This is a genomic window from Micromonospora zamorensis (assembly GCF_900090275.1).
Taxonomy (GTDB): Bacteria; Actinomycetota; Actinomycetes; order Mycobacteriales; family Micromonosporaceae; genus Micromonospora; species Micromonospora zamorensis.
This window is the reverse complement of the sequence record NZ_LT607755.1, coordinates 1,340,466-1,366,369: the sequence shown is the minus strand read 5'-3', so window position 1 is coordinate 1,366,369 and position 25,904 is coordinate 1,340,466. Positions and strand designations below refer to the sequence as shown.

The following is a 25,904-nucleotide window of genomic DNA, read 5'->3' as shown; positions in this document are numbered from 1 at the left end:
ATGGGGGCACGGCATGGCGGAGGCGCTGCGGGTTGGCCTGCTGGGGTACGGGCTGGCGGGCCGGGTGTTCCACGCACCGCTGATCGCCGCGACGCCCGGGCTGCGGCTCGACGCCATCGTGACCCGCGACCCGCAGCGGCGCGAGCAGGCCCGGCAGCACTTCCCGGACGCCCGCCTGGTCGACGACGCCGACGAATTCTGGCGTACGCCGGACGCTCTGGACCTGGTCGTGGTGGCCACGCCGAACCGGCTGCACGTGCCGATGGCACGGGCGGCGCTCGCAGCCGGCCTGCCGGTCGTCGTCGACAAGCCGTTGGCCGCGACTGCTGCCGAGGGTCGCACGTTGGTCGACGAGGCGACCGAGCGTGGGGTGCCGTTGACGGTGTTCCAGAACCGGCGTTGGGACGGCGACTTCCTGACCGCCCGCCGCCTCGTCGAGCAGGGCGAGTTGGGGCGGGTGCTGCGCTTCGAGTCCCGGTTCGAGCGGTTCCGTCCGACGATCAAGCCGGGCTGGCGGGAGCTTGCCAGTCCCGAGGAGGCCGGCGGCGCCCTCTTCGACCTCGGCGCCCACCTCGTCGATCAGGCGGTGCAGCTCTTCGGCCGGGTCGACCGCGTCTACGCGGAGGTGGACCGTCGCCGCGCGGGCGCAGCTGTCGACGACGATGCCTTCGTGGCGCTGACCCACGCCAACGGGGTCCACTCGCACCTGTGGATGGGCGCGGTCACCGCTCAACTCGGCCCCCGCCTGCGCGTGCTGGGCGACCGGGCCGGCTACACGACGTACGGGCTGGACGTGCAGGAAGCGGCGCTGCACGACGGCGGCCGGCCGGACCAGCCGGGCTGGGGCGAGGTCCCGCCGGAGCGGTACGGCAAGCTCGGTGTCGACGGTGACCTGCGACCCGTGCCGACGGAACCCGGTGCGTACCAGAGCTTCTACGCGCAGGTGGCGACGGCGCTGCGCGACGGCGCGCCGATGCCGGTGGACCCACGGGACTCGGTCGCCACGGTCGAGCTGATCGAGCTGGCCCACCGGTCCGCGGTCGAAGGCGCGGTGCTGCCGGTCCCCACCGTCTGACCTTGTCGTAACCGGCACCTGTCCGGTCGGACGGTCCTGAAGCGCTCGAAAACCAGTGGATCGGCGCCGCTGGGCGCCGTTACCGTGCGCGGAACCAGGTCGTCTAGGCAAGGACGTGCCGTTGTACACCCTGTGAGACATCCCAAGCGCTGATCTGTCGCGCGTCGCGCCGTGTGCGCCGCGCCGCTTTTTGCTGCGGACCTCTCACTGAAACCGGTGTACCTCTGTGCTCAGAAACTGGGCCGTCGTGCCCACCTGCCTGCCACTCATCAACCGCCGTTGCCGCTCGTGCGCGTCCGAACGCCTCCGGCCAAGCGGAAAATTTCGAGTCAACGCCAACCACAAACTCATCGACGTCTGGCTCCTCGCGCTCTGCACCGCCTGCGGGGAGACGGCAAAGCTCACCGTCCTGGAGCGAATGACCGTTCGCACCATCCCACCGGAGTTGCTGGACCGGTTGCACGGCAACGACCCTGGACTGACAGCCGATCTGCTCCAGGATCCGGACGTGCAGCGCGCCAACCGCATCGCCCTCGACTGGACTGGCGCCTGGCGCCTCGACACCGGCGGATCGGATCACCCGGACGGCGAGACGATCGACGTCTCGGTCCGCTTCGCGGCGCGGATCCCGGTCCGACCAGTACGACTGATCGCTGAAGGTTGCGGTCTTACCCGAGGCGAGGTCGAGAGACTGATCGTCCAGGGGAAGCTCGTTTCGGCGGTCCGGTTGAACGGCAAGCTCTCCGGCGACTTCACGTTCACCCTCAAGCACTGACCGCTTTTCCCTACGGCCACGGGCCTGTCCGGCATCTTCCGCCGGGCAGGCCCCTGGGCGTTCCACCCGCGCACCGTCGACGGCACGTCACCCGATTTGCCCGTCTCGGGTTGCCTACATGCGGTTGATCGACTCGGTTTTCATGAAGTCGCGGTGTCAGACCGCCTGCGATACCCCGATTTCAAGAAAGCCGAGCCGATCAGGGCCTGAGAGTCGGTGGACTGGCGGGCTGGCGGCCTGACGGGCGGGGCTGGCGGCATCGCCGGCGGGCGGGCGGCCGGCGCCGGGTCGGTCGGGAGCGCACGTGTCGGGTTCACGGACGGTTCGTCCGGCTCAGGTGCCCGGGTCCTGCTCGGAGGGGGCGTCGTCCGGCACCCGGGCGTCGTCGTCGGTCAGTGCGTCGTCCGACGGCTTGGCGTCGTCGCCGAGCCGACTCTCGGCCTCCCGGACCTCCTTGTCGAGCCTGGGGTTCTCCTCGTCGGGACCGTGCGACATGGCGACCTCCATCGGGCGCGACCGGGAACCTCCGACACCCTCGACCGGGTGCCTCCGAGCACCCATGACCGGGCGCCTCCGAGCACCCATGACCGGGCGCCTCCGAGCACCCGCGATCGGGGACCTCCGAGTACCCGGCCTGACGGCGGGGACACCGGTACACAGACGCCACTGCGCATCAAACCGATCAAGAAAGACCCAGCGTCCTCGGCGACCGCGGCCCTCAGGGAAACAGGCGGCTGCCTCGATCGGGACGGTCGCAACGTGACGTGTGCTGGCACCTGCGGCAAACATGGCGCAGGTGATGTCGCAGAAGCGGTGAAGACGTCGCTGGCGGCCGACCGCAGCGGAGTGGGCTGGATGCCGAGCACCGGACCACTGCAGGCCGAACGCCGGGCCGCTGGATACCGAGCACTGGACCACTACGTGCCGAACGCCGGGCCGCTGGGCACCGAGCACCGGGCCGGCCGGCGAGCGCGCCGGGCTGGAGCCCAGGAGCGTTGCCGGCCCGGCCCGGAGCCGGATCAGCGCTGCTTTAGCTCGCGCCAGGAAGGGTGGGTGCCGCGCCAGGCGTCGGCGAGGATGGCCGCCGAGGCCCGGCTTGGGCACTGCTGCACCCGCTCACGACCCGACGCCCCACCGATCTGGGCGCGGACCTCCCAACCCTGCCCGTCAGTACGGATATACACGTCCCGGCGCCCGCGCGGGGTCGTGTCTCCGTTCCACCAATGCTCCTCGACCTTCATTCGCCGACCGTATAGCAATTTTTGCGTCGAGGGTACGGCGCAGGCGGGTGGATACCAGGGCGATAGCCATAATTCAGGCGTACTTCGACCGATCTGGTGACAGGGAGGAACCGCGAGGGCGGATCCTTCCCGCCCTGAGTGGCGGATCAGGCGGATATGAGATATCGCTGAGTACACCGGTCAGGGTGCTTGCCGACCCGCCCTGCCCCGAGGGGCCGGGTGCGGCGAGTGACCCTCGCCCGTGATGTGAACATCACAGGGAGTGACCGGCGGCGGTGCTCATCCCTGGGTGGTGAGCAGGTAATCGTCGGCTTCCGGGCTCCAGCGCAGATCGACCACTCCCCCGGTAGCCGCGGCCTTGCAAAACTGGAGGAAGCTGCGGTAGCCGAGCTTCTTCTCGCTGAAGTCGGGGCGGGCCCGGCGAAGCTGGTTCTTCAACCCGGACAGCGCCACCGGGTTTCCGCTGCTGCCCAGCTCGGCCACCACACCGCGGAGCAACCCGAAGGCCACCTCCCGGTCGCCGTGTTCGGGCAGCGAGACCTCGGGGTCACCCTTCGCGGGTCCCTCGGCCAGCTCGATCACGGTCTGCTCGGCGAGGTGCCGCAGCAGTTCCCCAAAGGTGCGGAAGCCGTAGTCGGACTCACTGAACGTCGGGTCCTTGCGCAGCAGGGTGCGCTTGAGCCGGGAGGCGGTGACGTCGCCGTTGGCGCTGCCCTGCAACCCGGCCACGGTCTGGGCGACCAGCACGGCGAGTGCGTCGACGTCCCGTCCCGGCTCTTCGCCGGCGGGTCGACGGTCCACCTCGGGCTCGCGCTCCCGTTCGAGCTCCTGCTCCGGCTCGGGCGGGCGCTGGTCCGTGCCGGCCGGCCGGCTGGAACGGCCCCGTCGGCTGCGGGTCGGCGGGATGTCCACACCCTCCAGCCGGTCGTAGTAGAGGAACTCGTCGCAGGCCGGTGGGAGCAGTGCCGACGTGGAGCCCTCGACCCCGACACCGATGACCCGCTTGTTCAGCTCGCGGAGCTTGTGCACCAGCGGGGTGAAGTCGCTGTCGCCACTGCAGATCACGAACGTCGAGATGTAGTCCCGCTCGAAGGCCAGCTCGATCGCGTCGACGGCCATCTTGATGTCCGCGGCGTTCTTACGGGACGCGCCCATCCGTTGCGGAATCTCGATCAGCTCGACGTGGGACCGGGTGAGCATCCGGCGGTCCTCGTCGAAGTACGACCAGTCGGCGTACGCACGGCGGACCACGACACGGCCTCGTTCGGCCAGCGCGTCGGCGATGGGCCGGAAGTCGAAGTCCGCGCCGCCACGGTTGTCGCGTGCGCCCAACGCGAGGTTTTCGTAGTCGAGGAAAAGGGCGATCCGGTCTTCTTGATCCACGGGGGCCAGCCTACGCCCGGCGTGAGCTGGGCGGGGCAGGCGACGCGCGACACCTCAACTCGACGACCGTCCATTTCTTGCGGCCTGATAGCCCGTTATTTTCATTGTTCGATAGACGTCTTGCAGTGCGATGTGTGGTGCTGCATCATGACGATCAATGTCGGGCGTCGGGGGAACGCCGGGCGGACCTCCACCACCACCCACCCAGGAGGGTCACCGATGTTTCGCAGCCTCATGCCGGCGCGGGGACGCCCCGGCCGGCCCGGCGGCACCGCTGTCGCGCTCGCGGCCGGCCTCGCCGTACTGGTCGCCGGGCCCACAGTGGCCACCGCCAGTCCATCCGCGTCCGCCGGCGCCCAGCCGGTCGTCACCCGGGCCGCTCTCGACCCGGCGTTGGTCGCCGGGCGCGGCGCGGACGTCGACTTCGTCGAGCAGGAGGCGGAAAACGCCCGCACCACCGGCGAGGTCATCGGCCCCGACCGGTCCGCCTACACCCTGCCCGCGGAGGCCTCCGGCCGCCGGGCGGTCCGGCTCACCCCCGGCGAGTACGTGGAGTTCGTCCTGCCCAGCGCGGCCAACGGGATCACCGTGCGGTACAGCATCCCGGACGCGCCGCAGGGCGGCGGGATCACCGCTCCGTTGCGGGTCGCGGTCAACGGCAAGCACGTGCGCACCATGACGCTCACGTCGCAGTACTCGTGGCTCTACAACCAGTACCCGTTCACCAACGACCCACAGGCCGGGCTGCTGCACCCGGACTGGTGGATCACCGAGTGCCAGTGCGTGCCGTCGGCCACCACGCCGGCCCCGAGCATCAGCACGCCGTTCCGGCCCGGCCAGTTCTACGACGAGCAGCGGCTCCTGCTCGGCCGCACCTACCGGGCCGGCGACAAGATCCGGCTCACCGCGCCGCCCGGCAGTGCCGCCGCCTGGACCGTCATCGACCTGCTCGACTCCGAGTTGGTCGCGCCGCCGCACGTCCGGCTGCTCGCGGCGAACGTGCTGGCCTTCGGGGCCGATCCCACCGGCCGGCGGGACTCCGCCGACGCGCTGGACCGGGCCATCGCCTTCGCCAGGCGCACCCACCTCAAGGTCTACATCCCGCCGGGCACCTACCAGGTCAACCGGCACATCACCGTCGACGACGTGACCATCGAGGGCGCCGGCAACTGGCACACCATCATCAAGGGCCGTGAGGTCGCCCTGCCGACCCCCGCACCGGACGGCTCGGTGCACACCGGCGTCGGGTTCTACGGCCGCGACGCCGCCGACGGCGGCAGCCGCAACGTCCACCTCTCCGGCTTCGCGATCGAGGGAGACGTCCGGGAACGCATCGACACCGACCAGGTCAACGCGATCGGTGGCGCGATGAGCGACTCGACCATCGACGGGCTCTACCTGCACCACACCAAGGTGGGCGTGTGGTTCGACGGGCCGATGCGCAACGTCCGGGTCACCAACAACATCATCGTCGACCAGATCGCCGACGCGCTCAACTTCCACACTGGTGTGACCGACTCTGTCGTGGCCCACAACTTCGTCCGCAACACCGGCGACGACGGCCTGGCGATGTGGTCGGAGAAGACGGCGAACGCGCGCAACACGTTCGACCACAACACCGTGCAGTCACCGACGCTGGCCAACGGCATCGCCATCTACGGCGGCACGGACACCACCGTCTCGCACAACCTCGTCGCCGACCCGGTCCGCGAGGGCAGCGCCATCCACGCGGGTTCCCGCTTCGGCGCGGAGCCGTTCACCGGGCACCTGCGGTTCACCAACAACACCACCGCCCGCGCCGGCACGTACGAGCTGAACTGGAACATCGGGCTGGGCGCGATCTGGATCTTCGCCCTGGACCGGAGCATCGACGCGGACGTCCAGGTGACCGGTGACGCGTACCTCGACAGCACGTACAACGCGATCATGCTGGTCAGCGACTGGCCGGTGAAGGACCTCTACTCGATCAGCAACGTGCGGTTCCGGGACGTCCGGGTCGACGGCACCGGCACCTCGGTCCTCAGCGCCCGTACGGCGGGGTCCGCCTCGTTCGCCAACGTGGACGCCCGCAACGTGGGCGCTGTCGGCGTCAACAACTGCGGTTCGTTCCACTTCACCCCGGCCGGTTCGGAGTTCACACTGACCGACCTCGGCGGCAACGACGGCGGTTGGCTCGCCCCGTGGCTGCTGCCCAACACCATCACCTGCGACGACCGGCCACCCGTGTCGCCGCCCCCGCCTCCGGCGCACTGGTGAACGCGGTGGGCGGTCCGACTCGTCGGGCCGCCCACCGCACGCTCACCGCGTTCTGGCGTACGCCAGCGGCACGCTCGTCGGCTGCCCGTTCCAACTGCCGAGCAGGGTGGGCCCGGTGGCGTCGCCCGCGCCCGGCCGACGGACGACGACCAGGTCGGCGGAGTCGGTGACGATGGTGGTGTTGTCCTCGTCGACCACCCGACGCACGGCGCCCACCGACGCCGCGTCGGCGTCCCCGGCGCCGCTGACGGCGATCGTCACGGTCGACTCACGCACCTCACGCCGACCGTCCACCTCGAAGTACTGCTCCGCCTGGCCACCACCGGCGAGGATCGCGTGGGCGAGCGCGGCGGCGTAGACCGGGTCCGCGCAGCCGTCGTACACCCAGCGCGTGCCGAGCACCGAGTGCTCGGTGGTGCCGACCAGCCAGTCGTCGGCACCGTCGAGGGGCGCGGAGCGGTAGGTGAGCGGGACCTGGTGGACCGGCCCGTCGGCGGTGCCGACCAGCATCGTCTCGATGCCGACCTCGTCGGCCGGGTCGTCGAAGCGGTACGCGCCCCGACTCACCACATCGGCGCCGGTCAGGCCGCCGGTAACGCCGGCCAGTTCGCCAGCGACGTCGGTCGGCCCGAGGAACCAGGGTTGGCTGGGCAGCCAGGCCGCCAGCAGGTCGAGCTTCGTGGGGCGCAGCGTGGCCCGGTGCAGCAGTGCCATGACCGCAGCCTAGGTCAGAGGCCGGCGCAGGGGTTACCGTCCACCGTGCAGGTCTCCGGTTCCCGGGCCTTCGGCCGGTTGTCGCGTACGTCGAAGCGGAACGTCTGCGACCCACCGGCGGGCACGGCCGCCCCGGTGAAGGTGACCGACCGCCCGTTCTGTCGCCAGTCCGCGCCGTCGACGTCGTCCACGGTGCTGCCGTCGGCGAGGCTGACCACCACCACCCAGCCGTCCACGGCGGTGGCGGCGCGGTTGCCGAGCACCACTTCGCCGGTGTAGCCGAACAGGCGGCTGGAGTCGGTGTCGTAGCTGGCCGTCAGCGGCGGTGGGGGCGGCGGCGCCGACGTGAGGGTCAGCGAGGGCTTCGCCGACGGGCTCCGGCTCGGGCGGACGGTCGGCGACGCGGCCGTTCGCGAGGGGCGTACCGAGGTCGTCGGCCGCGGCGTGGCGGCGACCTCGACGGGTGTCGCGGACGGCGACGGCGACGGGGTCGCGGGCGGCGCGGCGCGCTGCTCCGATCCGGCCGGAAGCGCCACCCACGCCGCCACCCCTCCGACGGCCACCACCCCGACCAGCGCGGCGGCCACCTGCCGGCGACGGCGACGGGCACGGGAGGGCCCACCCGACACGCCGACCAACGGCAGTTCCGCCGTCATCCCGCCGTCGCCGCGGCGCAGATCGACCTGCTGGAAGGCGAGCCAGTCGAGGATCGCCGGCAACCGTACGGTCAGCGCCTGCCGGAGTTGCTGCTCGCGTGGATCGTGCTGTTCGGCGGACCACGCGCCGTGCGTGGTGACCTCCCGAATCTCCAGCCGACAGCCCTGCCTGGTGGCGGTGACCGCACAGGTCAGCTCGCTGAGCCGGCCGGCCTCGTCGCAGGCCAGGACGAGGAGTTCCGGCTCCCGCCGCTCGGTCACCTCGACCTCGACGTTGGCCTCGAAGCCGGGCAACCCGGCCGTGTGCAGCAACAGCCGGTCCGGTACGCCCTCCACCGTGTCGGCGTCGGCGAACCACCGGCCGAGCAGCTGCCGATCGGTCAGTGCGAGCCAGACCCGGTCGGGTGGGTGGGACAGCTCGACCTGCGCACCGATCTCGATCACGGCGAGACTCTAACGGGTCTCCGGCCCGCCCGCCCCGGCCCGGCAGGGCCGGTTGCCGGCGTCCTGGTCATCCCCAGCGGGTCGACCGCTCGAGCACTGCGGCGAGCGCCGCCCGCGCCCCGGCGCTCACCTCGGTGACCACTTCGGCCGCCGGCAGGTCCCGGGCCAGCGGGTGCGCCTGCCCGGCCCACAGGTTGGCGACCGACGCGTCCCCGTCGCGGCGGGCGGCGGCGAGCAGCGGACGCGTCAGGTGCAGCACCTGGGGGTAGCCAATCGGCGCTGCCGCGTCGTGCTGACGCAGGAAGTCGTTGGCCACGCCACGGGCCCGCTTGCCGCTGAACGACCGGGTCAACGCGGTCGGCGCGGCACCGGCCACCGCCGCCCGGTGCATCGGCGAGCTGCCCGCCTCCGGGCAGCGCAGGAACGCCGTGCCGAGCTGCGCGGCGGCGGCGCCGGCAGCCAGCACGGCGGCCACCGCGGGGCCGTCGACGATGCCGCCCGCCGCCACCAGCGGCAGGTCGCAACCAGCGGCGACCAGGCGGAGCAACGGAAGCAACGCGTAGTCGTCGTCGTCCGGCAGGCCGCCACGATGCCCACCGGCCTCGGTGCCCTGCACCACCACCGCGTCCACCCCCAGGCCCGCGGCGGCCGTCGCGGCGTCCGGGCGGGTGACCGTGGCCCACACCTCGGTGCCCCGCTCGCGCAGGGCGGCCACCACCGCCCGATCGGGCAGCCCGAACACGAAGGACACGACCGGCACCGGGTCCGCGAGCAGCGCGGCCAGCTTTTCCGGGTACGCGTCGTCGCCGCCCACCGGTGCGCCCAGGCTCACCCCGCGCTCGGCGGCCAGCGGGGCGAGCCGTTGCGCGTACGCCTGGATGGCGGCCTCGTCGACGCCGCCGGGGTCGGGCAGGAAGAGGTTGACGCCGAACGGCCGGTCGGTGCGCGCACGAACCTCGGCGACGTCCGCGACCAGCCGGCCGGTGTCGATCATCCCGGCGGCCAGGAAGCCCAGCCCACCGGCCGCGGAGACGGCTGCCGCGAGCGCCGGCGTGGACGGGCCGCCGGCCATCGGGGCGGCGACGATCGGGTGACGCAACGTGGACAGCACGGACATGGACCCATCCTGCCGCACCGACCCGCCCACTCACGGACGCGCGGTGTACCTCCACCGCAGCACACCGGCCAGTGCCAGCAGGCCCAGCAGGGTCCCGCCTCCGGCCACCAGCAGCCAGGTCCGGCCGCCCAGGCCGATGGTGTCCTCGGCGATCGGACGGACGGCGGTGGGCAACACCGGGGCGGCGGACCCCGTCGGGTTTGCGGCGGTGACCGGCCCGTCGGTGGCCGGGTAACGCAGGATCGTCGGGCGGGTCCCCGGCGGCTGGTCGGCGGATTCGGAGACGGTGAGCAACGACGCGCCGTCGCGACTGTAGGTGATCGACTCGCCCTGGGGTTCGTCCGGCAACGGGGTGATCCGCGGGGTGCCGGAGGTCAACGCCTTGACCACGTCGCCGTCGGGCACGTCGTACTCGAAGGCGTCGGCGTAGCTGCGCAGCACCACCCGACGCCCGTCCGGCGCGTTCGCCGCGCCGGTGACCACACCCCGCCCGATGAACGAGAACGGGTTGCTGGTGTCGGTCATCGGCAGGGACACCTGGCCGGCCGGGGCCAGCGGTGTCGTCGCGCCCGGCCGCAGCGCGGTGCTCGGCGCGTACAGGAAGACCGTGCCGCTGCCGCCCTTGGTGACGATCAGGGGCTGGCCGTCCGAGTCGAGCAGCAACGCCTCGGCGTCGTGCGGGCGGTCCGGGTACGCCATCCGGTGCAGCACCGGCTTGTCCTTCCCAGGCGCGAGCCGCCACACCGCGACGCTGGTGCGGGAGCGGTCGTTGTCGCCGATGTCGGCGACCCAGACGGTGCCGTCCCGGCCGATGGCCAGGTCCTCGGTGTCGCGGGGCTGGGACGGGTAGGACACCGTGCGGACCACAGCGCAGCGCTGGTCGAGGAAGAAGATCCGGCGGCGGGCCTCGTCGTCGGCGCCGTCGTTGACCACCACGTACCCGTCGTCGGTGGCGACCATCCCGGAGATCTCCTTGAGTCGGTCGTCGCGTATCTGGCACACCGGCGCACCGGCCGCCGCCGCGCCCGCCGCCCCTGGCGTGAGCAGCACGGCAGGTGTCACCACGCCGGTGAGCAGGGCCGCCAGCACCGCCCCGACACGGGCACCTCGCCCCCACCTCAACCGCCCGCGTACCCGCATCGCCCACCCTCCTCGTCGCGGCCGTGACCCGGCCACCCGCCCATCCTGGCCGATCCCGGCCACCGGCGGCGGTCATCGGGGGTACGCGCCCGCACCCCTGGTGGATGTAGTGTCGCTCCGCCTCATTCTGGATCTGGAGGGTGGCCATGCCCGGGACCGACACCTCCGCGGCCCGCCGGTTCGGGCGGCTGCCGCTGCACCGCCTCGGCCGTCCGGCCACGGGCGCGGCCGTCGCCTGGGTGCCGCTCGCCGCGATCATCTGCGGTCTGTTCACCGGCGCGTTGGTCAGCCGGGCCGCCTGGGAGACCTCCCGGCCGCAACCCGACCGGGCCGAGGCCGGCGCCGTTCTGGCCACGGCCTTTCCCGGCCACAGCCTCGGCGAGATCGACACTCCGCCCGCGCTCTTCGTGGTCTACGGGCACGCGCTGCGTCTGACCACCGTGAAGACCCTGGTGTTGGGTGACGGCGGGGAATACCAGGAGAGCGCCACCAGCGCCGCCGCCCTCGGCGCGCCGCCGGTGCCCACCGAGCAGATCGTCGCGGTGGCCCGGCAGCGCCTGACCGGTGCCGGCTGGCAGGTGTACGACCCGCAGGTGACCGAGGGCACGACCTGCGCCGACAAGACGTGTGCCACCCCGCGGGCGATCACCGACACCACACTGCTCGCCCGACGTGGCGACACCATCCTGAACGCCTCGGTCTCGTCGCAGACCGCCGTCGACGTCCCCTACCTGTCGGTCGAGCTGCGCCGCGCGCCACCGCCCCTGGTGGTCCCCGCCGGGGTGCTCGGGACGTTGCTGGGGGCGGCGGCGGGTTGGTGGGTGTTCGGCTGGGCCAGCCGGCGCACCGAGGGACGACGTCGACGCGGCACGGTGAACGTCCTGGCCGGGGTGGCCGTGGTGCTGTGGTGGCTGCCGGTGCTGCTGGCTGCCCCGCAACTGCTGCGCCACCACCTCGGCGAGCCGCACCCGGCGTGGCACCCGTTCTGGGAGTGGCTGGGCCAGCCGGCTGCGTCGTTGCTCTTCCTGGTCGGCGCGCTGTGCGTGCTGCTGGCGCTCGGGCTGGCCGCCGGAGCCCGCCGGGACGCCAGGTCCGAGGCCCAGGTCGACTGACCGCCGCCGGCCGCGACCGCGCGCCGGCGACAGGCCGCCCTCGGCCGGTCCCACCGGGGTACGGGGTGGGACCGGCCGGGCGTCCGTTACCGGGTGGACGGGCGTCCGTTACCGGGTGGACCAGCGCTGCGCTCCGGTGCCGTTGCAGGTCAGAAGCTGCGTGGTCGTGCCGTTGGCCGTGCCGGCGGAGGTCACGCTCACGCACTTGCCGGCGGAGGTGAGCACGATCGTCCCGTCCGTGCGGAAGGTGAAGCGCTGCGCGGCGGTGCCGTTGCACGTCCAGATCTGCACCCGGGTGCCGTCGGCGCTCGCTCCGCCGTTCACGTCCAGGCACCGGTCGCCGTAGACCCGCAGTTCCCCGGCGGCGGTACGGGTCCAGCGCTGGTTGGTGTTGCCGTGGCAGTCCCAGATGATGGTGGGGGCACCAGCGGTGGTGCTGGCGCCGGAGACGTCCAGGCAACGCCCGGAGGTGGGATTGACCAGGCCGACCGGGGTGCCCACCGGCGGCCCGCCCGCCGGGACCAGGCTGTCGGGCACCGAGCGCAGCGCGTCGTACCAGCGGGCGGCCATCTTGTCGTACCCGCCGGCGTTGGGGTGGACGCCGTCCGCGAGGTCCGCGGTGGTGAGCGCGGCGTGCATGTCGACCAGGTGCACCTTGCTGCCCTTCTGCGCCACGATGCCGGGGATCGCCGCGTTGTACGCCTGTACTCGGGCCTCCCGGTTCGGGTCGGACTCCGGCGTGATGGTGGCGACGAAGATGTCCGCACCCGGGGCCGTAGACCTGATCTTGTCGATGAGACCGGAGAGGCGGGCCGGCGCGTTGGCCACGTCGTAGTTCTGGTTCACGTCGTTCGTGCCGATGTGCAGCAGCACGGTGCGTGGGTCGGTGGCCCGCAACCAGGTGACGATGTTGGCGTCGAGCTGGTCGATGCGCCAGCCCGAGTGACCCTCGTGGTCGTGGTCACCGAGGCTGGCCGGCCCGTTGAACCCCGAGCCGACGAAGTCGACCGTGTAACCGCCACCGGCCAGGCGCTGCCACAGGTTGATCCGGTACCCGCCGGGCACGTTGTACCCGTCGGTGATCGAGTCACCGAGTGGCATCACCCGTACGCCGCCGTTCGACTCGGCCTGGGCGGGTGCGACCTGGACCAGTGCCAGCACGGCACCGAGGACGAGCCCGAAGCCGCCGGCAGCGGCCCGTCGTGCGTTCCATCGCATGGGTGTTCCCTCTCCTCGCAGGTGGTCCGGGACCTCGGTGGGGTGCGGTCCGCCGAGAACAGCAACGCCCCGACACATCCATTGATGCTTGACGATTGCCGGGGTGCCCGGGACCGGGAACGGCACGGACGCGAGCCGAACGTCGCGCTGGCTGCGCCGAACGGTCCCGCAGACCAGTCCCGGCTGACTGACGAGGCACCTGCGAGCAGGCGTGCCAGCGGCAGCGGCGGGTAGGCAGCAGCCCGGCGGCATGTCGACACCCGCCGGTCAGGAGGCTCCGATGAGCACGTACCGGGATGATCAGGGCGACACGTTTCCGCCCCCGGAGGCGGATGCCCAAGAGCAGCGGCAGAACGCCGTCGACTACGGGCCGCCGGACCGGGTGTCGGGTGACGTCGACCCGGAAGCGTCCGAGGCGGATCTGGCCGAGCAGGGCGCGCTCCCGGCGGGCACGCTCGAGGAGACGACGTCCTTGCCGGCCGACGCCAACCCGGCCGACGCCCTCGAACAGCGCCAGGAAATCCCCACCCGCGACGAGGGCCGTCGCACCTGACCACGCACTGCCGCCAACGCGTGTGTGATGCCTGTGAGTCATCAAGATGACTCACAGGCATCACGTTCGTGCGGACGTCGTCGCCCGGAGGCTCGGCTCAACCAGCCACGCCCGACCAACCGGCGAAGCCGGCCAGCCAGGGTCAACCGGCGACGATCTGCCAGAGCAGGAAAGCGTTGAGCGCGACCACCAGGACGGCCACCAGGGACGCGGCGGCGGTGGTGAGCGGGTGGTTGACCAGGTTGCCCATCAGGTCGCGTCGGCGGGTGAAGGCGACCACCGGGATCAGCGCGAACGGGATGCCGAAGCTGAGGATCACCTGGGACAGCACCAGCGCCCGGGTCGGGTCGAGACCGATGGCGAGCACGGCCAGAGCGGGCAGCAGGGTGACGAGCCGGCGGAGCAGCAGTGGGACCCGCCGCCGCAGGAAGCCCTGCATGATCACCTCGCCGGCATAGGTGCCGACGCTGGTGGAGGCGAGCCCGGACACCAGCAGGGCGATGGCGAAGCCGAACGCCGCGGCGGTGCCGATGGTCTGGCCGAGCCCGGCGTGCACGCCCTCCAGGCTGTCCGCGCCACCCGGGCCGCCGCCACGGAAGCTCGCGGCGGCGATCAGCAGCATGGCGAGGTTGACCGCGCCGGCCGCGCTCAGGGCGAGCAGCACGTCGGCGCGTTGGCCACGGAACAGGATCCGGCGCTCGGTGTCGTCGGTAGCGGGGATGCGGTCGCGGGTCAGCGCGGAGTGCACGTAGATGACGTGCGGCATGACGGTGGCACCGAGGATGCCGGCGGCCAGCAGCACGCTGTCGGTGCCCTGGAGCCGAGGCACCAGGCCGGCCACTGCCGATCCCGGATCGGAGTTGGCCGCGAGCAGGTTCGCCGCGAACGCCAGGACGATCACACCGAGTCCCACCGCGATGGCGATCTCGAAGGCGCGGAATCCGCGCGACCGCAGCGCGAGCACAGCGAACGCGAGGGTGCCGATGATGAGCCCGCCGGGCAGCAGTGGGATGCCGAAGAGCAGGTACAGGGCGACCGCGCCGCCGATCACCTCGGCCAGGTCGGTGGCCATGGCGACCAACTCGGCCTGCACCCACATCACCCGGTTCACCGGCCGGGGCAGCCGCTCCCGGCACAGCTCGGGCAGGCTGCGCCCGGTGGCCAGACCCAGCTTCGCGGTGAGTGTCTGCACCAGCATCGCCATCAGGTTGGCTACGACCACGACCCAGACCAGCAGGTAGCCGTAGCGGGCGCCGGCGGCGGAGTTGGTGGCGAAGTTGCCCGGGTCGACGTACGCCACGGCGGCGACGAACGCGGGGCCGAGCAGGATCAACCGGCCGCGTACCCGCCCACGTGCGCGGGCCACCTGTAGTGGAGTCGCCCTCGACGTCGTCAGCTCGTTGGTGACCATCGCACACCTCCCCGTCCACACGGATTGCTGCCGGTCCTTTCCCCTCGGGCTGACCCGTCGGTGCCAACCTCTGGCCTGCCGGTGCCACCGCCATCGACACGCGGGGACATCGCCTGTGACGCGCCGTACCGGAGCGGACACGCCGCGCCGGCCTTGACAGCGCCCCGACCACCGATGAAGCTGTCTATTAGTCCTACTGTCGTAGGACAACAGGAAGGATCATCGCGAGTGATCGAGTTCGTACTGGACAGCCGGTCGAAGGTGAACACCTACATGCAGCTCGTGCAGCAGGTGAAACAGGCTCTGCGGGTCGGCCTGCTGACGCCGGGCGACCAGTTGCCGAAGGTTCGGGACGTCGCGCAATCCCTGGCGATCAACCCGAACACGGTGCTGAAGGCGTACCGGGAATTGGAGATCGAGGGTCTGGTCGGCGGCCGACCCGGGGTGGGCACGTTCGTCCAGCGCACCCTGGCCGGCGCCTCCCTGCCCAACCAGGCCGAGCTACGCGACGACCTGGTCGCCTGGCTGGACCGGGCGCAGGCCGCCGGCCTCACGGCCGAGGACGTCATCGCCTTGGTGGAGACCACCCTGCGCGCCACCCTCGCCGACGACGTCCCGCGCAAGGAGCACGCATGAGCGGAACGAGAGGACAGAGAATGGACATGGTCTTGGAGGCCGACCGGCTGGGCAAGCGGTACGGCAGCACCTGGGCGTTGCGGGACTGCTCGCTGCACCTGCCGGCCGGTCGGATCGCCGCGCTGGTCGGCCCGAACGGCGCGGGCAAGAGCACACTGCTGCACCTGGCCGTCGGCCTGCTCAGGCCCGATGCGGGCGCGGTCCGGGTCTTCGGCAGATCCCCGTACGGCGACACGGAGGGCCTGGCCGACATCGGGTTCGTCGCCCAGGACACCCCGCTGTACCGGGACTTCACCGCCGCCGAACTGGTCATCGCCGGCGGCAAGCTGAACAAGCGGTGGGACGCCGCGTTGGCCCGCCAGCGGCTGGCGCAGCTCGGCATCCCACCGGATCGACCGGTCGGCAAGCTCTCCGGCGGCCAACGGGCCCAGGTGGCGCTCGCCCTCGCGCTGGCCAAGCAGCCCCGGCTGCTGCTGCTCGACGAGCCGGTGGCCAGCCTCGACCCCCTGGCCCGGCGGGAGTTCCTCCAGTCGTTGATGGGCAGCGTGGCGGACTCCGGCACCACAGTCCTGCTCTCGTCGCACCTGCTGGCCGACCTGGAACGGGTCTGCGACTACCTGATCGTGCTCAACTCGGCCCAGGTGCAGCTCACCGGCACGGTCGACGACCTGGTCGCCGGGCACCGGCACCTGGTCGGCCCTCGGCACGACGGCGGCGTCATCGGGGGCGTCGCCGCCGTGGTCCGGGCCAGCCACACCGACCGGCAGTCCACTCTGCTGGTCCGCACCGACGGCCCGGTCACCGACCCGGCCTGGACGGTCCGCGAGGTGAGCCTGGAGGACGTCGTGCTGGCCTACCTGGCCGACGGCACCACGCAGACCAGTCACAGCGAGTGGGGAGTGGCAGCATGATCTGGCTGACCTGGCGGCAACACCGCAAGCAGGCGTTCTACACCCTGCTGGGGCTCGCGGCGCTCGCCGCTCTGCTGGTGCCGATCGGCCTGGCGATGCGGCACACCTTCGCCGACCTCGGGTTGACGGACTGCGCACGCCAACTCGCGGACACCAATGTGACGACGGCGACCCGGGAGGCCTGCGACGCGGGCTTCCGGCGTTTCGGCAACCAGTACGGCAGCCTCAACCTGGTGGCCGTGCTGTTGATCACCCTGCCGGCGCTGGTCGGCCTGTTCTGGGGTGCCCCGCTGGTCGCCCGCGAGGTGGAGCACGGCACTCACCGGTTCGTCTGGACCCAGGGCGTCGGCCGCACCCGCTGGGCTCTGGTGAAGTTCGGGCTGGTGAGCGCGGCCGTGGTGATCCTCGCGGCGGTCTACGGGTTGGGCATGTCGTGGTGGGTCGACCCGCTCACCCAGGCCGCGTACGAGGGCCGGTTCGGCATGATCGTCTTCGATCTACAGGGCATCGTCCCGATCGGGTACACCCTGTTCGCCGTGGCGCTGGGCGTCTTCGCCGGCACCGTCTGGAAGCGGATGCTGCCCGCCATGGGCATCACCCTCGCCGGGTTCATCGGCGTACGGGCGGCGGTGGAGCTCCTGGCCCGACGGCACTACCAGCCGGCCCGCACCCAGACCTTCCCGATCGAGGGAGAAGGGCCACCGGAGATGAGCCGGGGAGACTGGATCCTCGCCCAGGGCGTCCGGAACCCCGACGGCACGATGATCGCCGAGGGGGGCCGGATCCAGTGCCCGCCGGGTGGCAAGGGGCCGGAGGGCCGGGTCTGCGGTGCGGAACTGGGACTTGAGCCGGGCGCGTACAACTGGCAGTTGTACCAACCGGCGGACCGGTTCTGGCTGTTCCAGGGCATCGAGACGGGCGTCTTCGTCGCTCTCGCCCTGCTGCTGCTCTATCTCGCGGTGCGCCGGATCCGCCGCATCGCGTAGCCGGGCGACGGGTGCTCGCCGGGGGCGGGGGCCTCGACGAGCACCTGTCAGCGCAGTCGGATTCCGGCCCGTCGCCAACGGACCGCGCCCCCGGTGGGTCGACCACCGGGGGCGCATTCGTCGAGCGGGTCAGCCGGCCAGTCGCCGGTAGCGGGCGACCGAGAGCGGCAGGAAGACCGCGACCAGGACGACCGGCCAGAGCACCGCCAGCCACGGGTAGTGCTGCGCCGCCCACGAGTCACCGCCCCAACCGGGGTTGCCGAACAGCTCGCGGGTCGCGCCGACGGTTGCCGACAGCGGGTTCCAGGCGGCCACCGCACCGAGCCACGCGGGCATGGTGGACGGTGCGACGAACGCGTTGGAGAGGAAGCCGAGCGGAAACTCCAGTGTCTGCACGGCCACCACGGCCGTCTGCCCGCGGGTGACCAGGCCGAGGAAGATGCCGACCCAGATCAGGGCGAAGCGCAGCAGCAGGATCAGTCCCACCGCCGCGAGCGTGGCACCGGCCCCGCCGTGCGCCCGCCACCCGATGGCGAGACCGGTCAACAGCAGGACCGCGAGGGTGACCAGGGCGAACAGCATGTCGGCCACGGCCCGGGCCACCAGCGGGGCCAGCGGTGAGACGGGCATCGACCGGAGCCGGTCGGTCACCCCGCGCTCCAGGTCCTCGGCGACGGCGATCGTGGTGAGGCTGATGCCGAACACCATGGTCATCACGTACATGCCGGGCATCAGGAACTCCCGGTAGCTGCCGCCGCCAGGCACCTGCAACGCGCCACCGAACAGGTAGGCGAACATCAGCACGATCAGGATGTTGAAGCCGAGCGAGGCGATCAGCGGGCCGGGATCACGTCGCCACCGGGCCAGGCCGCGCCAGATCAGGGTGCCGCTGTCGGTCAGGAGGGCGGGCCGGCCGGGGGTCAGGTCCACCGTCGGGGCCGGCATGCTCGTCGCGCTCATGCCGCCACCTCCTCGGCGGTCCGGGTCCGGTGCCCGGTGAGGTGCAGGAACACGTCGTCCAGGGTGGGACGGCGCAGCGCGACGTCCGCCACCGGGACGTTCCCGGCGTCGAGCGCCCTCAACACGTCGACGAGCGCGCCGGCCTGGTGACCGACCCGGACGCTCACCATCCGCCGGTCCACGTCGACCGTCGGCTCGCGGTCGGCCACCCGGCGTACCTGGGCGACGGCTGTGGCGAGGTCGGTCGGGTCCGCGACGACGACCTCGATCCGATCGCCGCCGAGCTGGGTCTTGAGGTCGTCCGGAGTGCCCTCGGCGATCACCCGGCCGGCCTCGACCACCGAGATCCGGTCGGCGAGCTGGTCGGCCTCGTCCAGGTGCTGGGTGGTGAGCAGCACTGTGGTGCCGGTGCGCACCAACTCCCGGACCGACTCCCACACCTCGTTGCGGCCACGCGGGTCCAGCCCGGTGGTGGGTTCGTCGAGGAAGAGGACCGCGGGAGCCAGGATCATGCCGGCGGCCAGGTCGAGTCGACGGCGCATGCCCCCCGAGTACGTGCTGACCGGCTGCTCGGCCGCCTCGGCGAGACCGAAGCGTTCCAGCAGTTCGTCCGCCCGCTGCCGGGCCCGGCTGCGACCGAGGTGGAACAGCCGGCCGAAGAGCACAAGGTTCTGCCGGCCGCTCAGCGCCTCGTCGAGCGCGGGGTTCTGCCCTACCAGCCCGATGCGGTAGCGGACCTGGTCGGGCTGGCGGGTCACGTCGAACCCGGCGACCTCGGCGCGGCCCTCGTCCAGCCGCAGCAGTGTGGACAGGATCCGTACCGAGGTGGTCTTGCCGGCCCCGTTCGGGCCGAGCAGGCCGCACACCGTGCCCTGCCGCACCCGCAGGTCGAAGCCGTCCAGCGCGTAGCGGTCCCGATATCGCTTACGCAGCCCTTCCGCCACTATCGCGTCGTCTCTCGTCGTCACAGCGCTCCCCTCCCGCAGGCGTCAAACCGCCGTTACCGTACAGCATACGGTAGGAGATACGGGGATGCTGCCTCGATTAGGTTCGGGAGATGACGATCTCCTTGGACGGTCGACGGTTCCGGGCCGTGGCGGACGTGGTGGCCGGCGAGGTGGGCACGCAGACCGTGTTCGCGTACCACGAACGGGCCGGCGAGGTGTGGGCCGAGTACGCCGGCGGGTCCATCCGGCGCGGCCACCTGGTCGGCACCCGTACGGGTGACCGACTGGACTTCCGGTACGTCCAGCTCAACACCGACGGTCAGACGTCCTCGGGGCACTGCGTCTCGGAGGTGTCGGTGCTGCCCGACGGTCGGGTCCGGCTGCACGAAACCTGGTCGTGGGAGTCCCGGGCGGGCAGCGGCAGCAGCGTGGTGGAGGAGGTGCCGGCTCCCTGACGGATCACCGACGGGGCAGTCGCGGCTACGCGGGCTCGGTGCTCGCGGCCTGGCCGACGACACCGACGTTGAGCGGGTCGGCCAGGAGCTTGTCGAACGCCAACTCGGCGGCGCCGATCAGGACGGCGTCGCGGCCGAGGGCCGCCGCGCGCAGCCGCAGGTGCTCGCGGGAGGCCGGCAGCGGCATGGTGTCCAGTCGATCGCGTACCACGTCGGCACCCGCGGTGAAGATGTCGCGGAGAGTTCCACCGAACACCACGGCGTCCGGGTTGACCACGTTGACCAGGTTGGCCACACCGAAGCCGAGCCAGTCGGCGACCTGCTCGACCGCCTCCCGGGCGGTCCGGTCCCCTTCGGCGGCCGCGCGCAGCACCTCGGCCACCGCCCCACGGTCGCTCGGGTCCAGGCCCGCGTGCCGCAGCAACGCGGCTTCGGAGATCTCGGTCTCCCAGCAGCCGCGTGAGCCGCAGCCGCAGGGCAGACCGTTCGGGTTGACGACCATGTGGCCGACCTTGCCGCTGTGGCCACGGTGGCCGATGATCAGTCGACCTCCGACGATGATGCCGGCACTGATGCCCCGGTCGCCGTGCAGGTAGATGACGTCGTCGATGCCCACCGCCACGCCCCGCACGTGCTCGGCCAGGCCTGCGATGTCGGCCAGGTCACCGGCCACGAAACCCGGGCCGGCGCGGAACTCCGCCGCCAGCGCGGTGCCGAGCGTCTCGTCCACGCCGGCGATCCGGATCCTGCCGTCCGGTTCCCGGGTGGTGTCGGTGACCGCGACCGCGCCGCCGACCAGCAACGCGTCGGGGGCCACGGAGCGTTCCATGTCACGGACCAGGTCGGCGAGAGGCCCGACGGCGTCGATCGCCGACATGCCACCGGGTCGAGGGATCTCTCGCAGATCGAGGATCTGCCCACCGAGACCGACCCGGGCGGCGCGCAGCCGGTCGGCGTCGATGCTCAGGGCGTGTGCGTAGACCCGGTCGGAGCGAGGGCTGACCACCAGCGAGGGCCGGCCGGCGCGACGGGCGGTGGTGGGTGCCTCCTCGGTGACCAGTCCGCTGGCCACCAGATCGGCAGCGAGGGCGCCGATGGTGCTGCGATTGAGGCCGAGCCGACCGGTGAGCTCGGCCCGGGACGTCGGCCCGTGCAGGTGGACGTAGCGCAGCACGGCGCCGAGGTTCTGTCGCCGGATCTCCTCCTGGCTGGCGCCGGGGACGGACGGCAGCGGGGAGTCGGTGTTGCGGCCGACGCCGGCTGGCCTGGACCGGACGGGTGACGCCACGGTCAGACCTCCTTCCGGGTCGGTGCCGGGTGGTGCGGGGCTGTCAGGACGACGATGGGTCCCGGAAGAGGAGATCCGGGACCCATCGGCGTTGCTGCCTACCGTGCGGTGATTACTTGGTGAGCGGCGCGAGCTTCGGGTCGTTGGCGTACGCCTCAGCCGCGTTCGCCTTGGTGACGGCGACCGGCGGGAGCAGGTACGTGTCGACGACCTTGCTGCCGTTGTTGTAGGACTTGGTGTCGTTCACCTGCGGGGCGTTACCGGCCTGGAGAGCCTTGACCATGTTGATGGTCTCCTTCACCAGGTTGCGGGTGTCCTTGTTGATCGTCATGTACTGCTCGCCAGCGACGATCGACTTGACCGACTCAACCTCGGAGTCCTGACCGGTGACAACCGGGGTCGGCTTGCCAGCACCCTTGACCGAGGTCAGGATGGCGCGGGCCAGCGTGTCGTTCGGAGAGAGGACGCCGTCCAGCTCCTTGTTGCCGTAGGTCGAGGTGAGCAGCTGGTCCATGCGGGCCTGCGCACCCTCGGCCTTCCAGCCCTGGATGGCGGTCTGCTTCACGTCGGTCTGCTTAGAGGCGACGACCACGTTGCCCTTGTCGATCTCCGGCTTGAGCACGTCCATCGCGCCGTTGAAGAAGACACCGGCGTTGTTGTCGTCCGGCGAGCCGGAGAACAGCTCGATGTTGTACGGGCCGTTCGGCTTCTTGGCCTTCATGCCGTCCAGCAGGGCCTGGCCCTGGAGCTGGCCGACCTTGAAGTTGTCGAACGCGACGTAGTAGTCGAGGTCCGGGGTGTTGGTGATCAGCCGGTCGTAGGCGATGACCTTCACGCCAGCTGCGTGGGCCGCCGCGACCTGGGTCGACAGCTGCGCGGCGTCGGTCGCGCCGATGACGATGACCTTGGCGCCCTTGGTGGTCATGGCGGTGATCTGGGCCTGCTGGTCGGCGACAGTGGTCGACGCGCCGGCGTACTGCACGTCAGCCTGGAAACCGGCGTCCTTGAGGCCGCTGGTGAACAGGTCACCGGCGAGGACCCAGTTCTCCGAGGTCTTGGCCGGCAGGGCGACACCGATCAGCGAGTTCGCCGCGAAGCCCTTGGCGGCCTCGCCGCCGGAGTCGCTGTCGCCGTCACGGCCGGAGCCGCAGCCGGCGAGGGCCAGCATGGCGGCGGCGCTGATGGCGACCACCGACGTGCCAAAGAATTTACGCATGTGAGGACTTGCCTTTCTAGATGGTGAGGCGGGTGGAGAGGTCGGTGGCCGTCAGCCGGACACCGCTGCCTTGGCGGGCTCGCGCTCCGCGTCCGGCGGTGAGGCGGGTGGGGCGGAGTCGTCGCGACGGAACGGCCGCATCAGACTCCCGATGATGGAGAACCGCCCCTGGCTCTTGTTGTAGACGTCGATCGCGACTGCCAGCAGCAGGACCAGGCCCTTGATGATCTGGACGCGGTCGGTGCCGACGCCCATCAGCTGCAGGCCGTTGTTGAGCACGGCCATGACGAGACCACCGACGATCGAGCCGCTGATGGTGCCGATACCACCGGAGACGGCCGCGCCCCCGATGAAGACCGCCGCGATGGCGTCCAGCTCCCAGCCGTTGCCGTCCTGCGGTCCGGAGGCTGCCGAACGGGCCACGAAGATCATGCCGGCCAGCGCGGCCAGGACGGACATGTTCATCATGACGAAGAAGTTGACCCGCTTGAGCTTCACACCGGACAGCTCGGCCGCCCGGGAGTTGCCGCCCACCGCGTAGATGTGCCGGCCGCCGGCCGTGTTGCGGGTGTAGAAGGAGTACGCGATCACCAGGACCAGCAGGATGATGCCGGAGATCGGGAAGCTGGTGCCGACGCGACCGCTGGCGAAGCGCAGCGCGGCGAAGGCGATCGCCCCGACCATGATGGCCATCCGCAGGATCGAGATCCACATGGGAGCCGGGTCGGCGTCCATCGCCCGCCGGGTCTTGCGGGCCTGGATCTCGCGCCACACCACCGCCACCGCCGCGGCCAGACCAAGCAGCAGCGTGGCGTTGTTGTAGCCGGTGTTCGGACCGAACTCGGGCAGGAAGCCGGAGCCGATCTCCCGGAAGCCCTCCGGCACCGGGATCGTGTTGGCGTTACCGATGAACTGGTTACCACCACGGAACAGCAGCATGCCGGCCAGGGTGACGATGAACGCCGGCACCCCGATGTACGCCACCCAGAAGCCCTGCCAGGCGCCGATGAGCGCGCCGATGCCGAGGCCGAACAGGATGGCGACGGGCCAGGGCAGCGACCAGTCGGCCATCGACTTGGCCACCAGGATGCCCGCGAAGGCCGCGACGGAGCCGACCGACAGGTCGATGTGCCCGGCGACGATCACCATGAGCATGCCGATGGCCAGAATCAGAATGTAGGAATTCTGCTGGAACAGCGCGATCAGGTTGTCCGACCGCAGGGTGAGGCCGTCGGTCAGGATCTGGAACAGGACGACGATCGCCACCAGGGTGAAGATCATTCCAAACTGGCGAGCGTTGGAGGTCGTGCCTCCGAACAGGTTCTTCTGAAGGTCCTTCAATCGGCTCATCGTGTGGCCATCTTCTTCGTCGAGGTCATCTGCTTCATGAGGTTTTCCGGGGTGGCGTCCGCCCGGGCGATCTCGCCCGTGATGGCACCTTCGAACACGGTGTAGATGCGGTCGCACAGCCCGATCAGCTCAGGCAGCTCCGAGGAGATGACGATGACGCCCTTCCCCTGGTCGGCGAGCCGCTGGATGATGCCGTAGATCTCGTACTTGGCACCCACGTCGATGCCGCGTGTCGGCTCGTCGAGGATCAGCAGGTCCGGGTCGGTGAACATCCACTTCGCCAGGACGACCTTCTGCTGGTTGCCGCCGGAGAGCTTGGAGACGCTCTCGTCGACCGTCGGGGCCTTGGTCCGCAGCTCCTTGCGGTACGCCTCGGCCGCCTGGTATTCCTCGACCTCGCTCAGGACACCCCGGTGCGAGATCTTGGACAGCTTGGCGGCCACCGTCGACGACTTGATGTCGTCGAGCAGGTTGAGGCCGATCGCCTTGCGGTCCTCGCTGACGTACGCGAGCCCGTTGTCGATCGCGTCCGCGACCGACTTCAGGACGATCTCCTTGCCATCCTTGATGATGGTGCCCGACTCGAACACCCCGTAGGAGCGGCCGAAGACACTCATCGCGAGTTCGGTACGGCCCGCGCCCATCAGACCGGCGAAGCCGACGATCTCGCCGCGGCGCACCACGAAGCTCTCGTTCTTGCAGACCTGCCGGTCGGCGGAGATCGGGTGCCGGACGTTCCAGTTGCGAACCTCGAAGAAGACCTCGCCGATCTTCGGCGTGTGGTCCGGGAACCGACTGCTCAGCTCTCGGCCGACCATGCCCCGCACGATCCGGTCCTCGTCGACCCCGTCCGCCTTGACGTCGAGGGTCTCCACGGTCCGGCCGTCGCGCAGGATGGTGATCTGGTCCGCGATCGCCTCGATCTCGTTGAGCTTGTGCGAGATCATGATCGAGGTGATGCCGCGGGAGCGGAACCCCCGCAGCAGGTCCAGCAGGTGCTTGGAGTCGGCCTCGTTCAGCGCCGCGGTGGGCTCGTCCAGGATGAGCAGCTTCACGTCCTTGGCGAACGCCTTGGCGATCTCCACGAGCTGCTGCTTGCCGACCCCGATGTCCTTGATCAGGGTGTCCGGGTCCTCTTGCAGACCGACCCGGGCCATCAGGTCCAGCGCCATCCGGTTCGCGCCCTTCCAGTCGATCGCGCCCCGCTTGCGCGGTTCGTTGCCGAGGAAGATGTTCTCGGCGATCGACATACCGGGAATGAGCGCGAGCTCCTGGTGGATGATCACGATGCCGGCGTTCTCACTGGCCCGAATGTCGGAGAACTTGCTCTCCGACCCCTGGTAGATGATCTGGCCGTCGTAGGTGCCGTGCGGGTAGACCCCGCTGAGCACCTTCATCAGGGTGGACTTGCCCGCGCCGTTCTCGCCGCAGATGGCATGGATCTCGCCGGCGCGAACCACCAGGTTGACGTCGGAGAGGGCCTTGACTCCAGGGAACTCCTTGGTGATGGAGCGCATCTCAAGGAGGATGGGCACGTCGCTCATCGCTCGTACCACCTCGCCAACGTCATCGGTTGCCTCCGGAAGGTTGAACCTTCACTTGGTTTTGTTGTTGACGGCAACGTATTGCGGCCAGAGGGTCATCCGCAAGGCGAGGGCCTGTTGAAAATGTAACAATCCGGCAATATAGACGTCACACTGTCTTCGCCCGTCACAGCCGCCCCCGCAGTCACTCCGGGCACCCTCGCGCGCCGGTGGCAACGTTGTCAAATGACAGCGACGCCGCCGTTGGCTCCAGCCGCCCTTGACAAGCCCCACCACCAGGGGTGATCCACAGCGGCCGGACAAACAACGACGCACCCGCGCGCCCGCCACCATCGAAAGATCTTGATCGGACCGCGACGCCGACGCCCCCTCGGGGACGCCACGGCGACCCTCGACCAACGGTGTGACCCACGCCTCTACGGATGACCCGGATCGACGACTGTCGCCGTGACACGCCCACCACCAGGAGAGGGATCCGCGCCTTAACGCCCATTAAGGCCGATTCGCGGCCGTCGG

The 25,904-nt window shown here is 70.8% G+C and carries 24 protein-coding genes; 9 read left to right on the top strand and 15 right to left on the bottom strand.

Annotated elements, in window-relative coordinates; genetic code table 11:
- The first annotated feature begins 13 nt into the window (after positions 1–13).
- Positions 14–1,075 carry a Gfo/Idh/MocA family oxidoreductase gene (locus GA0070619_RS06175; protein WP_088947171.1) on the top strand — a complete coding sequence of 354 codons (1,062 nt, stop codon included), beginning with the start codon at positions 14–16 and terminating at the stop codon, positions 1,073–1,075.
- A gap of 226 nt (positions 1,076–1,301) precedes the next feature.
- Positions 1,302–1,850, top strand: a complete 549-nt coding sequence (locus GA0070619_RS06170; protein ID WP_088947170.1) for a DUF1062 domain-containing protein — start codon at positions 1,302–1,304, stop codon at positions 1,848–1,850.
- A gap of 333 nt (positions 1,851–2,183) precedes the next feature.
- On the opposite strand, the gene GA0070619_RS32165 is transcribed toward GA0070619_RS06170, so the two are convergent.
- The 3 genes from GA0070619_RS32165 to GA0070619_RS06160 all read right to left on the bottom strand — a co-directional run bounded on the left by GA0070619_RS32165 (position 2,184) and on the right by GA0070619_RS06160 (position 4,474).
- Complete coding sequence (locus GA0070619_RS32165) at positions 2,184–2,345, bottom strand: hypothetical protein (RefSeq protein WP_157743918.1); 162 nt, start codon at positions 2,343–2,345, stop codon at positions 2,184–2,186.
- A 524-nt stretch (positions 2,346–2,869) separates the two neighbouring features.
- Positions 2,870–3,091: a hypothetical protein gene (locus GA0070619_RS06165; RefSeq protein ID WP_030335934.1), complete on the bottom strand. Its 222-nt coding sequence runs from the start codon at positions 3,089–3,091 to the stop codon at positions 2,870–2,872.
- A 279-nt stretch (positions 3,092–3,370) separates the two neighbouring features.
- Positions 3,371–4,474: a PIN domain-containing protein gene (locus GA0070619_RS06160; protein ID WP_088947169.1), complete on the bottom strand. Its 1,104-nt coding sequence runs from the start codon at positions 4,472–4,474 to the stop codon at positions 3,371–3,373.
- A 219-nt stretch (positions 4,475–4,693) separates the two neighbouring features.
- On the opposite strand from GA0070619_RS06160, the gene GA0070619_RS06155 reads away from it, so the two are divergent.
- Entirely contained in the window at positions 4,694–6,730 is a 2,037-nt protein-coding gene (locus GA0070619_RS06155) for a glycosyl hydrolase family 28-related protein (RefSeq protein ID WP_088947168.1), read from the top strand.
- Positions 6,731–6,772: 42 nt separating this feature from the next.
- Here the strand turns inward: GA0070619_RS06155 and GA0070619_RS06150 are convergent, their stop codons facing one another.
- The 4 genes from GA0070619_RS06150 to GA0070619_RS06135 form a co-directional block, all read right to left on the bottom strand.
- Positions 6,773–7,444 (bottom strand): CG0192-related protein, encoded by a 672-nt coding sequence (locus GA0070619_RS06150; protein WP_088947167.1) that lies wholly within the window; start codon positions 7,442–7,444, stop codon positions 6,773–6,775.
- 14 nt (positions 7,445–7,458) lie between these two features.
- The gene (locus GA0070619_RS06145; protein WP_088947166.1) at positions 7,459–8,544 is read right to left on the bottom strand and encodes a cellulose binding domain-containing protein; all 1,086 of its coding nucleotides are present in this window, start codon (positions 8,542–8,544) and stop codon (positions 7,459–7,461) included.
- Positions 8,545–8,611: 67 nt separating this feature from the next.
- Positions 8,612–9,661 carry a nitronate monooxygenase gene (locus tag GA0070619_RS06140; RefSeq protein WP_088947165.1) on the bottom strand — a complete coding sequence of 350 codons (1,050 nt, stop codon included), beginning with the start codon at positions 9,659–9,661 and terminating at the stop codon, positions 8,612–8,614.
- A gap of 30 nt (positions 9,662–9,691) precedes the next feature.
- Positions 9,692–10,801, bottom strand: a complete 1,110-nt coding sequence (locus GA0070619_RS06135; protein ID WP_231927296.1) for an NHL repeat-containing protein — start codon at positions 10,799–10,801, stop codon at positions 9,692–9,694.
- Between the two features lie 146 nt (positions 10,802–10,947).
- On the opposite strand from GA0070619_RS06135, the gene GA0070619_RS06130 reads away from it, so the two are divergent.
- The gene (locus tag GA0070619_RS06130; RefSeq protein WP_157743917.1) at positions 10,948–11,913 is read left to right on the top strand and encodes a hypothetical protein; all 966 of its coding nucleotides are present in this window, start codon (positions 10,948–10,950) and stop codon (positions 11,911–11,913) included.
- Between the two features lie 108 nt (positions 11,914–12,021).
- Here the strand turns inward: GA0070619_RS06130 and GA0070619_RS06125 are convergent, their stop codons facing one another.
- On the bottom strand, positions 12,022–13,131 hold the full coding sequence (locus tag GA0070619_RS06125) for a ricin-type beta-trefoil lectin domain protein (RefSeq protein ID WP_088947163.1): 1,110 nt from the start codon (positions 13,129–13,131) through the stop codon (positions 12,022–12,024).
- A 280-nt stretch (positions 13,132–13,411) separates the two neighbouring features.
- On the opposite strand from GA0070619_RS06125, the gene GA0070619_RS06120 reads away from it, so the two are divergent.
- Positions 13,412–13,684 carry a hypothetical protein gene (locus tag GA0070619_RS06120; RefSeq protein ID WP_088947162.1) on the top strand — a complete coding sequence of 91 codons (273 nt, stop codon included), beginning with the start codon at positions 13,412–13,414 and terminating at the stop codon, positions 13,682–13,684.
- A gap of 142 nt (positions 13,685–13,826) precedes the next feature.
- Here the strand turns inward: GA0070619_RS06120 and GA0070619_RS06115 are convergent, their stop codons facing one another.
- On the bottom strand, positions 13,827–15,095 hold the full coding sequence (locus tag GA0070619_RS06115) for an Nramp family divalent metal transporter (protein WP_088947161.1): 1,269 nt from the start codon (positions 15,093–15,095) through the stop codon (positions 13,827–13,829).
- A gap of 228 nt (positions 15,096–15,323) precedes the next feature.
- On the opposite strand from GA0070619_RS06115, the gene GA0070619_RS06110 reads away from it, so the two are divergent.
- The 3 genes from GA0070619_RS06110 to GA0070619_RS06100 are packed head-to-tail and all read left to right on the top strand — an operon-like array spanning position 15,324 to position 17,628.
- Entirely contained in the window at positions 15,324–15,731 is a 408-nt protein-coding gene (locus GA0070619_RS06110) for a GntR family transcriptional regulator (RefSeq protein WP_088947160.1), read from the top strand.
- 20 nt (positions 15,732–15,751) lie between these two features.
- Entirely contained in the window at positions 15,752–16,642 is an 891-nt protein-coding gene (locus GA0070619_RS06105; RefSeq protein WP_088947159.1) for an ABC transporter ATP-binding protein, read from the top strand.
- The gene (locus GA0070619_RS06100; RefSeq protein ID WP_088947158.1) at positions 16,639–17,628 is read left to right on the top strand and encodes an ABC transporter permease; all 990 of its coding nucleotides are present in this window, start codon (positions 16,639–16,641) and stop codon (positions 17,626–17,628) included. The genes GA0070619_RS06105 and GA0070619_RS06100 overlap by 4 nt, the downstream gene beginning before the upstream one ends.
- A gap of 129 nt (positions 17,629–17,757) precedes the next feature.
- On the opposite strand, the gene GA0070619_RS06095 is transcribed toward GA0070619_RS06100, so the two are convergent.
- Together GA0070619_RS06095 and GA0070619_RS06090 are read right to left on the bottom strand one after the other, a co-directional pair.
- On the bottom strand, positions 17,758–18,588 hold the full coding sequence (locus GA0070619_RS06095; RefSeq protein WP_088947157.1) for an ABC transporter permease: 831 nt from the start codon (positions 18,586–18,588) through the stop codon (positions 17,758–17,760).
- On the bottom strand, positions 18,585–19,556 hold the full coding sequence (locus GA0070619_RS06090) for an ATP-binding cassette domain-containing protein (RefSeq protein WP_088947156.1): 972 nt from the start codon (positions 19,554–19,556) through the stop codon (positions 18,585–18,587). Before GA0070619_RS06090 ends, GA0070619_RS06095 begins: the two co-directional genes overlap by 4 nt.
- A gap of 89 nt (positions 19,557–19,645) precedes the next feature.
- Between GA0070619_RS06090 and GA0070619_RS06085 the strand changes: the two genes are divergently transcribed.
- Complete coding sequence (locus GA0070619_RS06085) at positions 19,646–19,990, top strand: hypothetical protein (protein ID WP_088947155.1); 345 nt, start codon at positions 19,646–19,648, stop codon at positions 19,988–19,990.
- A gap of 25 nt (positions 19,991–20,015) precedes the next feature.
- Here GA0070619_RS06085 and GA0070619_RS06080 read toward each other — a convergent pair whose 3' ends face one another.
- The 4 genes from GA0070619_RS06080 to mmsA all read right to left on the bottom strand — a co-directional run bounded on the left by GA0070619_RS06080 (position 20,016) and on the right by mmsA (position 25,388).
- The gene (locus tag GA0070619_RS06080) at positions 20,016–21,221 is read right to left on the bottom strand and encodes an ROK family transcriptional regulator (RefSeq protein ID WP_231927449.1); all 1,206 of its coding nucleotides are present in this window, start codon (positions 21,219–21,221) and stop codon (positions 20,016–20,018) included.
- 169 nt (positions 21,222–21,390) lie between these two features.
- Positions 21,391–22,494 (bottom strand): substrate-binding domain-containing protein, encoded by a 1,104-nt coding sequence (locus GA0070619_RS06075; protein ID WP_088947153.1) that lies wholly within the window; start codon positions 22,492–22,494, stop codon positions 21,391–21,393.
- 51 nt (positions 22,495–22,545) lie between these two features.
- On the bottom strand, positions 22,546–23,844 hold the full coding sequence (gene mmsB, locus GA0070619_RS06070; protein WP_088947152.1) for a multiple monosaccharide ABC transporter permease: 1,299 nt from the start codon (positions 23,842–23,844) through the stop codon (positions 22,546–22,548).
- Positions 23,841–25,388 (bottom strand): multiple monosaccharide ABC transporter ATP-binding protein, encoded by a 1,548-nt coding sequence (gene mmsA, locus GA0070619_RS06065; protein WP_088947151.1) that lies wholly within the window; start codon positions 25,386–25,388, stop codon positions 23,841–23,843. The genes mmsB and mmsA overlap by 4 nt, the downstream gene beginning before the upstream one ends.
- Positions 25,389–25,904 lie beyond the last annotated feature (516 nt).

Coding starts and splice junctions, on each gene's coding strand:
- GA0070619_RS06095 (WP_088947157.1), bottom strand. CDS start 18,588: ATGAGCGCGACGAGCATGCCGGCCCCGACGGTGGACCTGACCCCCGGC.
- GA0070619_RS06175 (WP_088947171.1), top strand. CDS start 14: ATGGCGGAGGCGCTGCGGGTTGGCCTGCTGGGGTACGGGCTGGCGGGC.
- GA0070619_RS06135 (WP_231927296.1), bottom strand. CDS start 10,801: ATGCGGGTACGCGGGCGGTTGAGGTGGGGGCGAGGTGCCCGTGTCGGG.
- GA0070619_RS06130 (WP_157743917.1), top strand. CDS start 10,948: ATGCCCGGGACCGACACCTCCGCGGCCCGCCGGTTCGGGCGGCTGCCG.
- GA0070619_RS06140 (WP_088947165.1), bottom strand. CDS start 9,661: ATGTCCGTGCTGTCCACGTTGCGTCACCCGATCGTCGCCGCCCCGATG.
- GA0070619_RS06155 (WP_088947168.1), top strand. CDS start 4,694: ATGTTTCGCAGCCTCATGCCGGCGCGGGGACGCCCCGGCCGGCCCGGC.
- GA0070619_RS06105 (WP_088947159.1), top strand. CDS start 15,752: ATGGACATGGTCTTGGAGGCCGACCGGCTGGGCAAGCGGTACGGCAGC.
- mmsB (WP_088947152.1), bottom strand. CDS start 23,844: ATGAGCCGATTGAAGGACCTTCAGAAGAACCTGTTCGGAGGCACGACC.
- GA0070619_RS06165 (WP_030335934.1), bottom strand. CDS start 3,091: ATGAAGGTCGAGGAGCATTGGTGGAACGGAGACACGACCCCGCGCGGG.
- GA0070619_RS06085 (WP_088947155.1), top strand. CDS start 19,646: ATGACGATCTCCTTGGACGGTCGACGGTTCCGGGCCGTGGCGGACGTG.
- GA0070619_RS06115 (WP_088947161.1), bottom strand. CDS start 15,095: ATGGTCACCAACGAGCTGACGACGTCGAGGGCGACTCCACTACAGGTG.
- GA0070619_RS32165 (WP_157743918.1), bottom strand. CDS start 2,345: ATGTCGCACGGTCCCGACGAGGAGAACCCCAGGCTCGACAAGGAGGTC.
- GA0070619_RS06125 (WP_088947163.1), bottom strand. CDS start 13,131: ATGCGATGGAACGCACGACGGGCCGCTGCCGGCGGCTTCGGGCTCGTC.
- mmsA (WP_088947151.1), bottom strand. CDS start 25,388: ATGAGCGACGTGCCCATCCTCCTTGAGATGCGCTCCATCACCAAGGAG.
- GA0070619_RS06075 (WP_088947153.1), bottom strand. CDS start 22,494: ATGCGTAAATTCTTTGGCACGTCGGTGGTCGCCATCAGCGCCGCCGCC.
- GA0070619_RS06120 (WP_088947162.1), top strand. CDS start 13,412: ATGAGCACGTACCGGGATGATCAGGGCGACACGTTTCCGCCCCCGGAG.
- GA0070619_RS06100 (WP_088947158.1), top strand. CDS start 16,639: ATGATCTGGCTGACCTGGCGGCAACACCGCAAGCAGGCGTTCTACACC.
- GA0070619_RS06150 (WP_088947167.1), bottom strand. CDS start 7,444: ATGGCACTGCTGCACCGGGCCACGCTGCGCCCCACGAAGCTCGACCTG.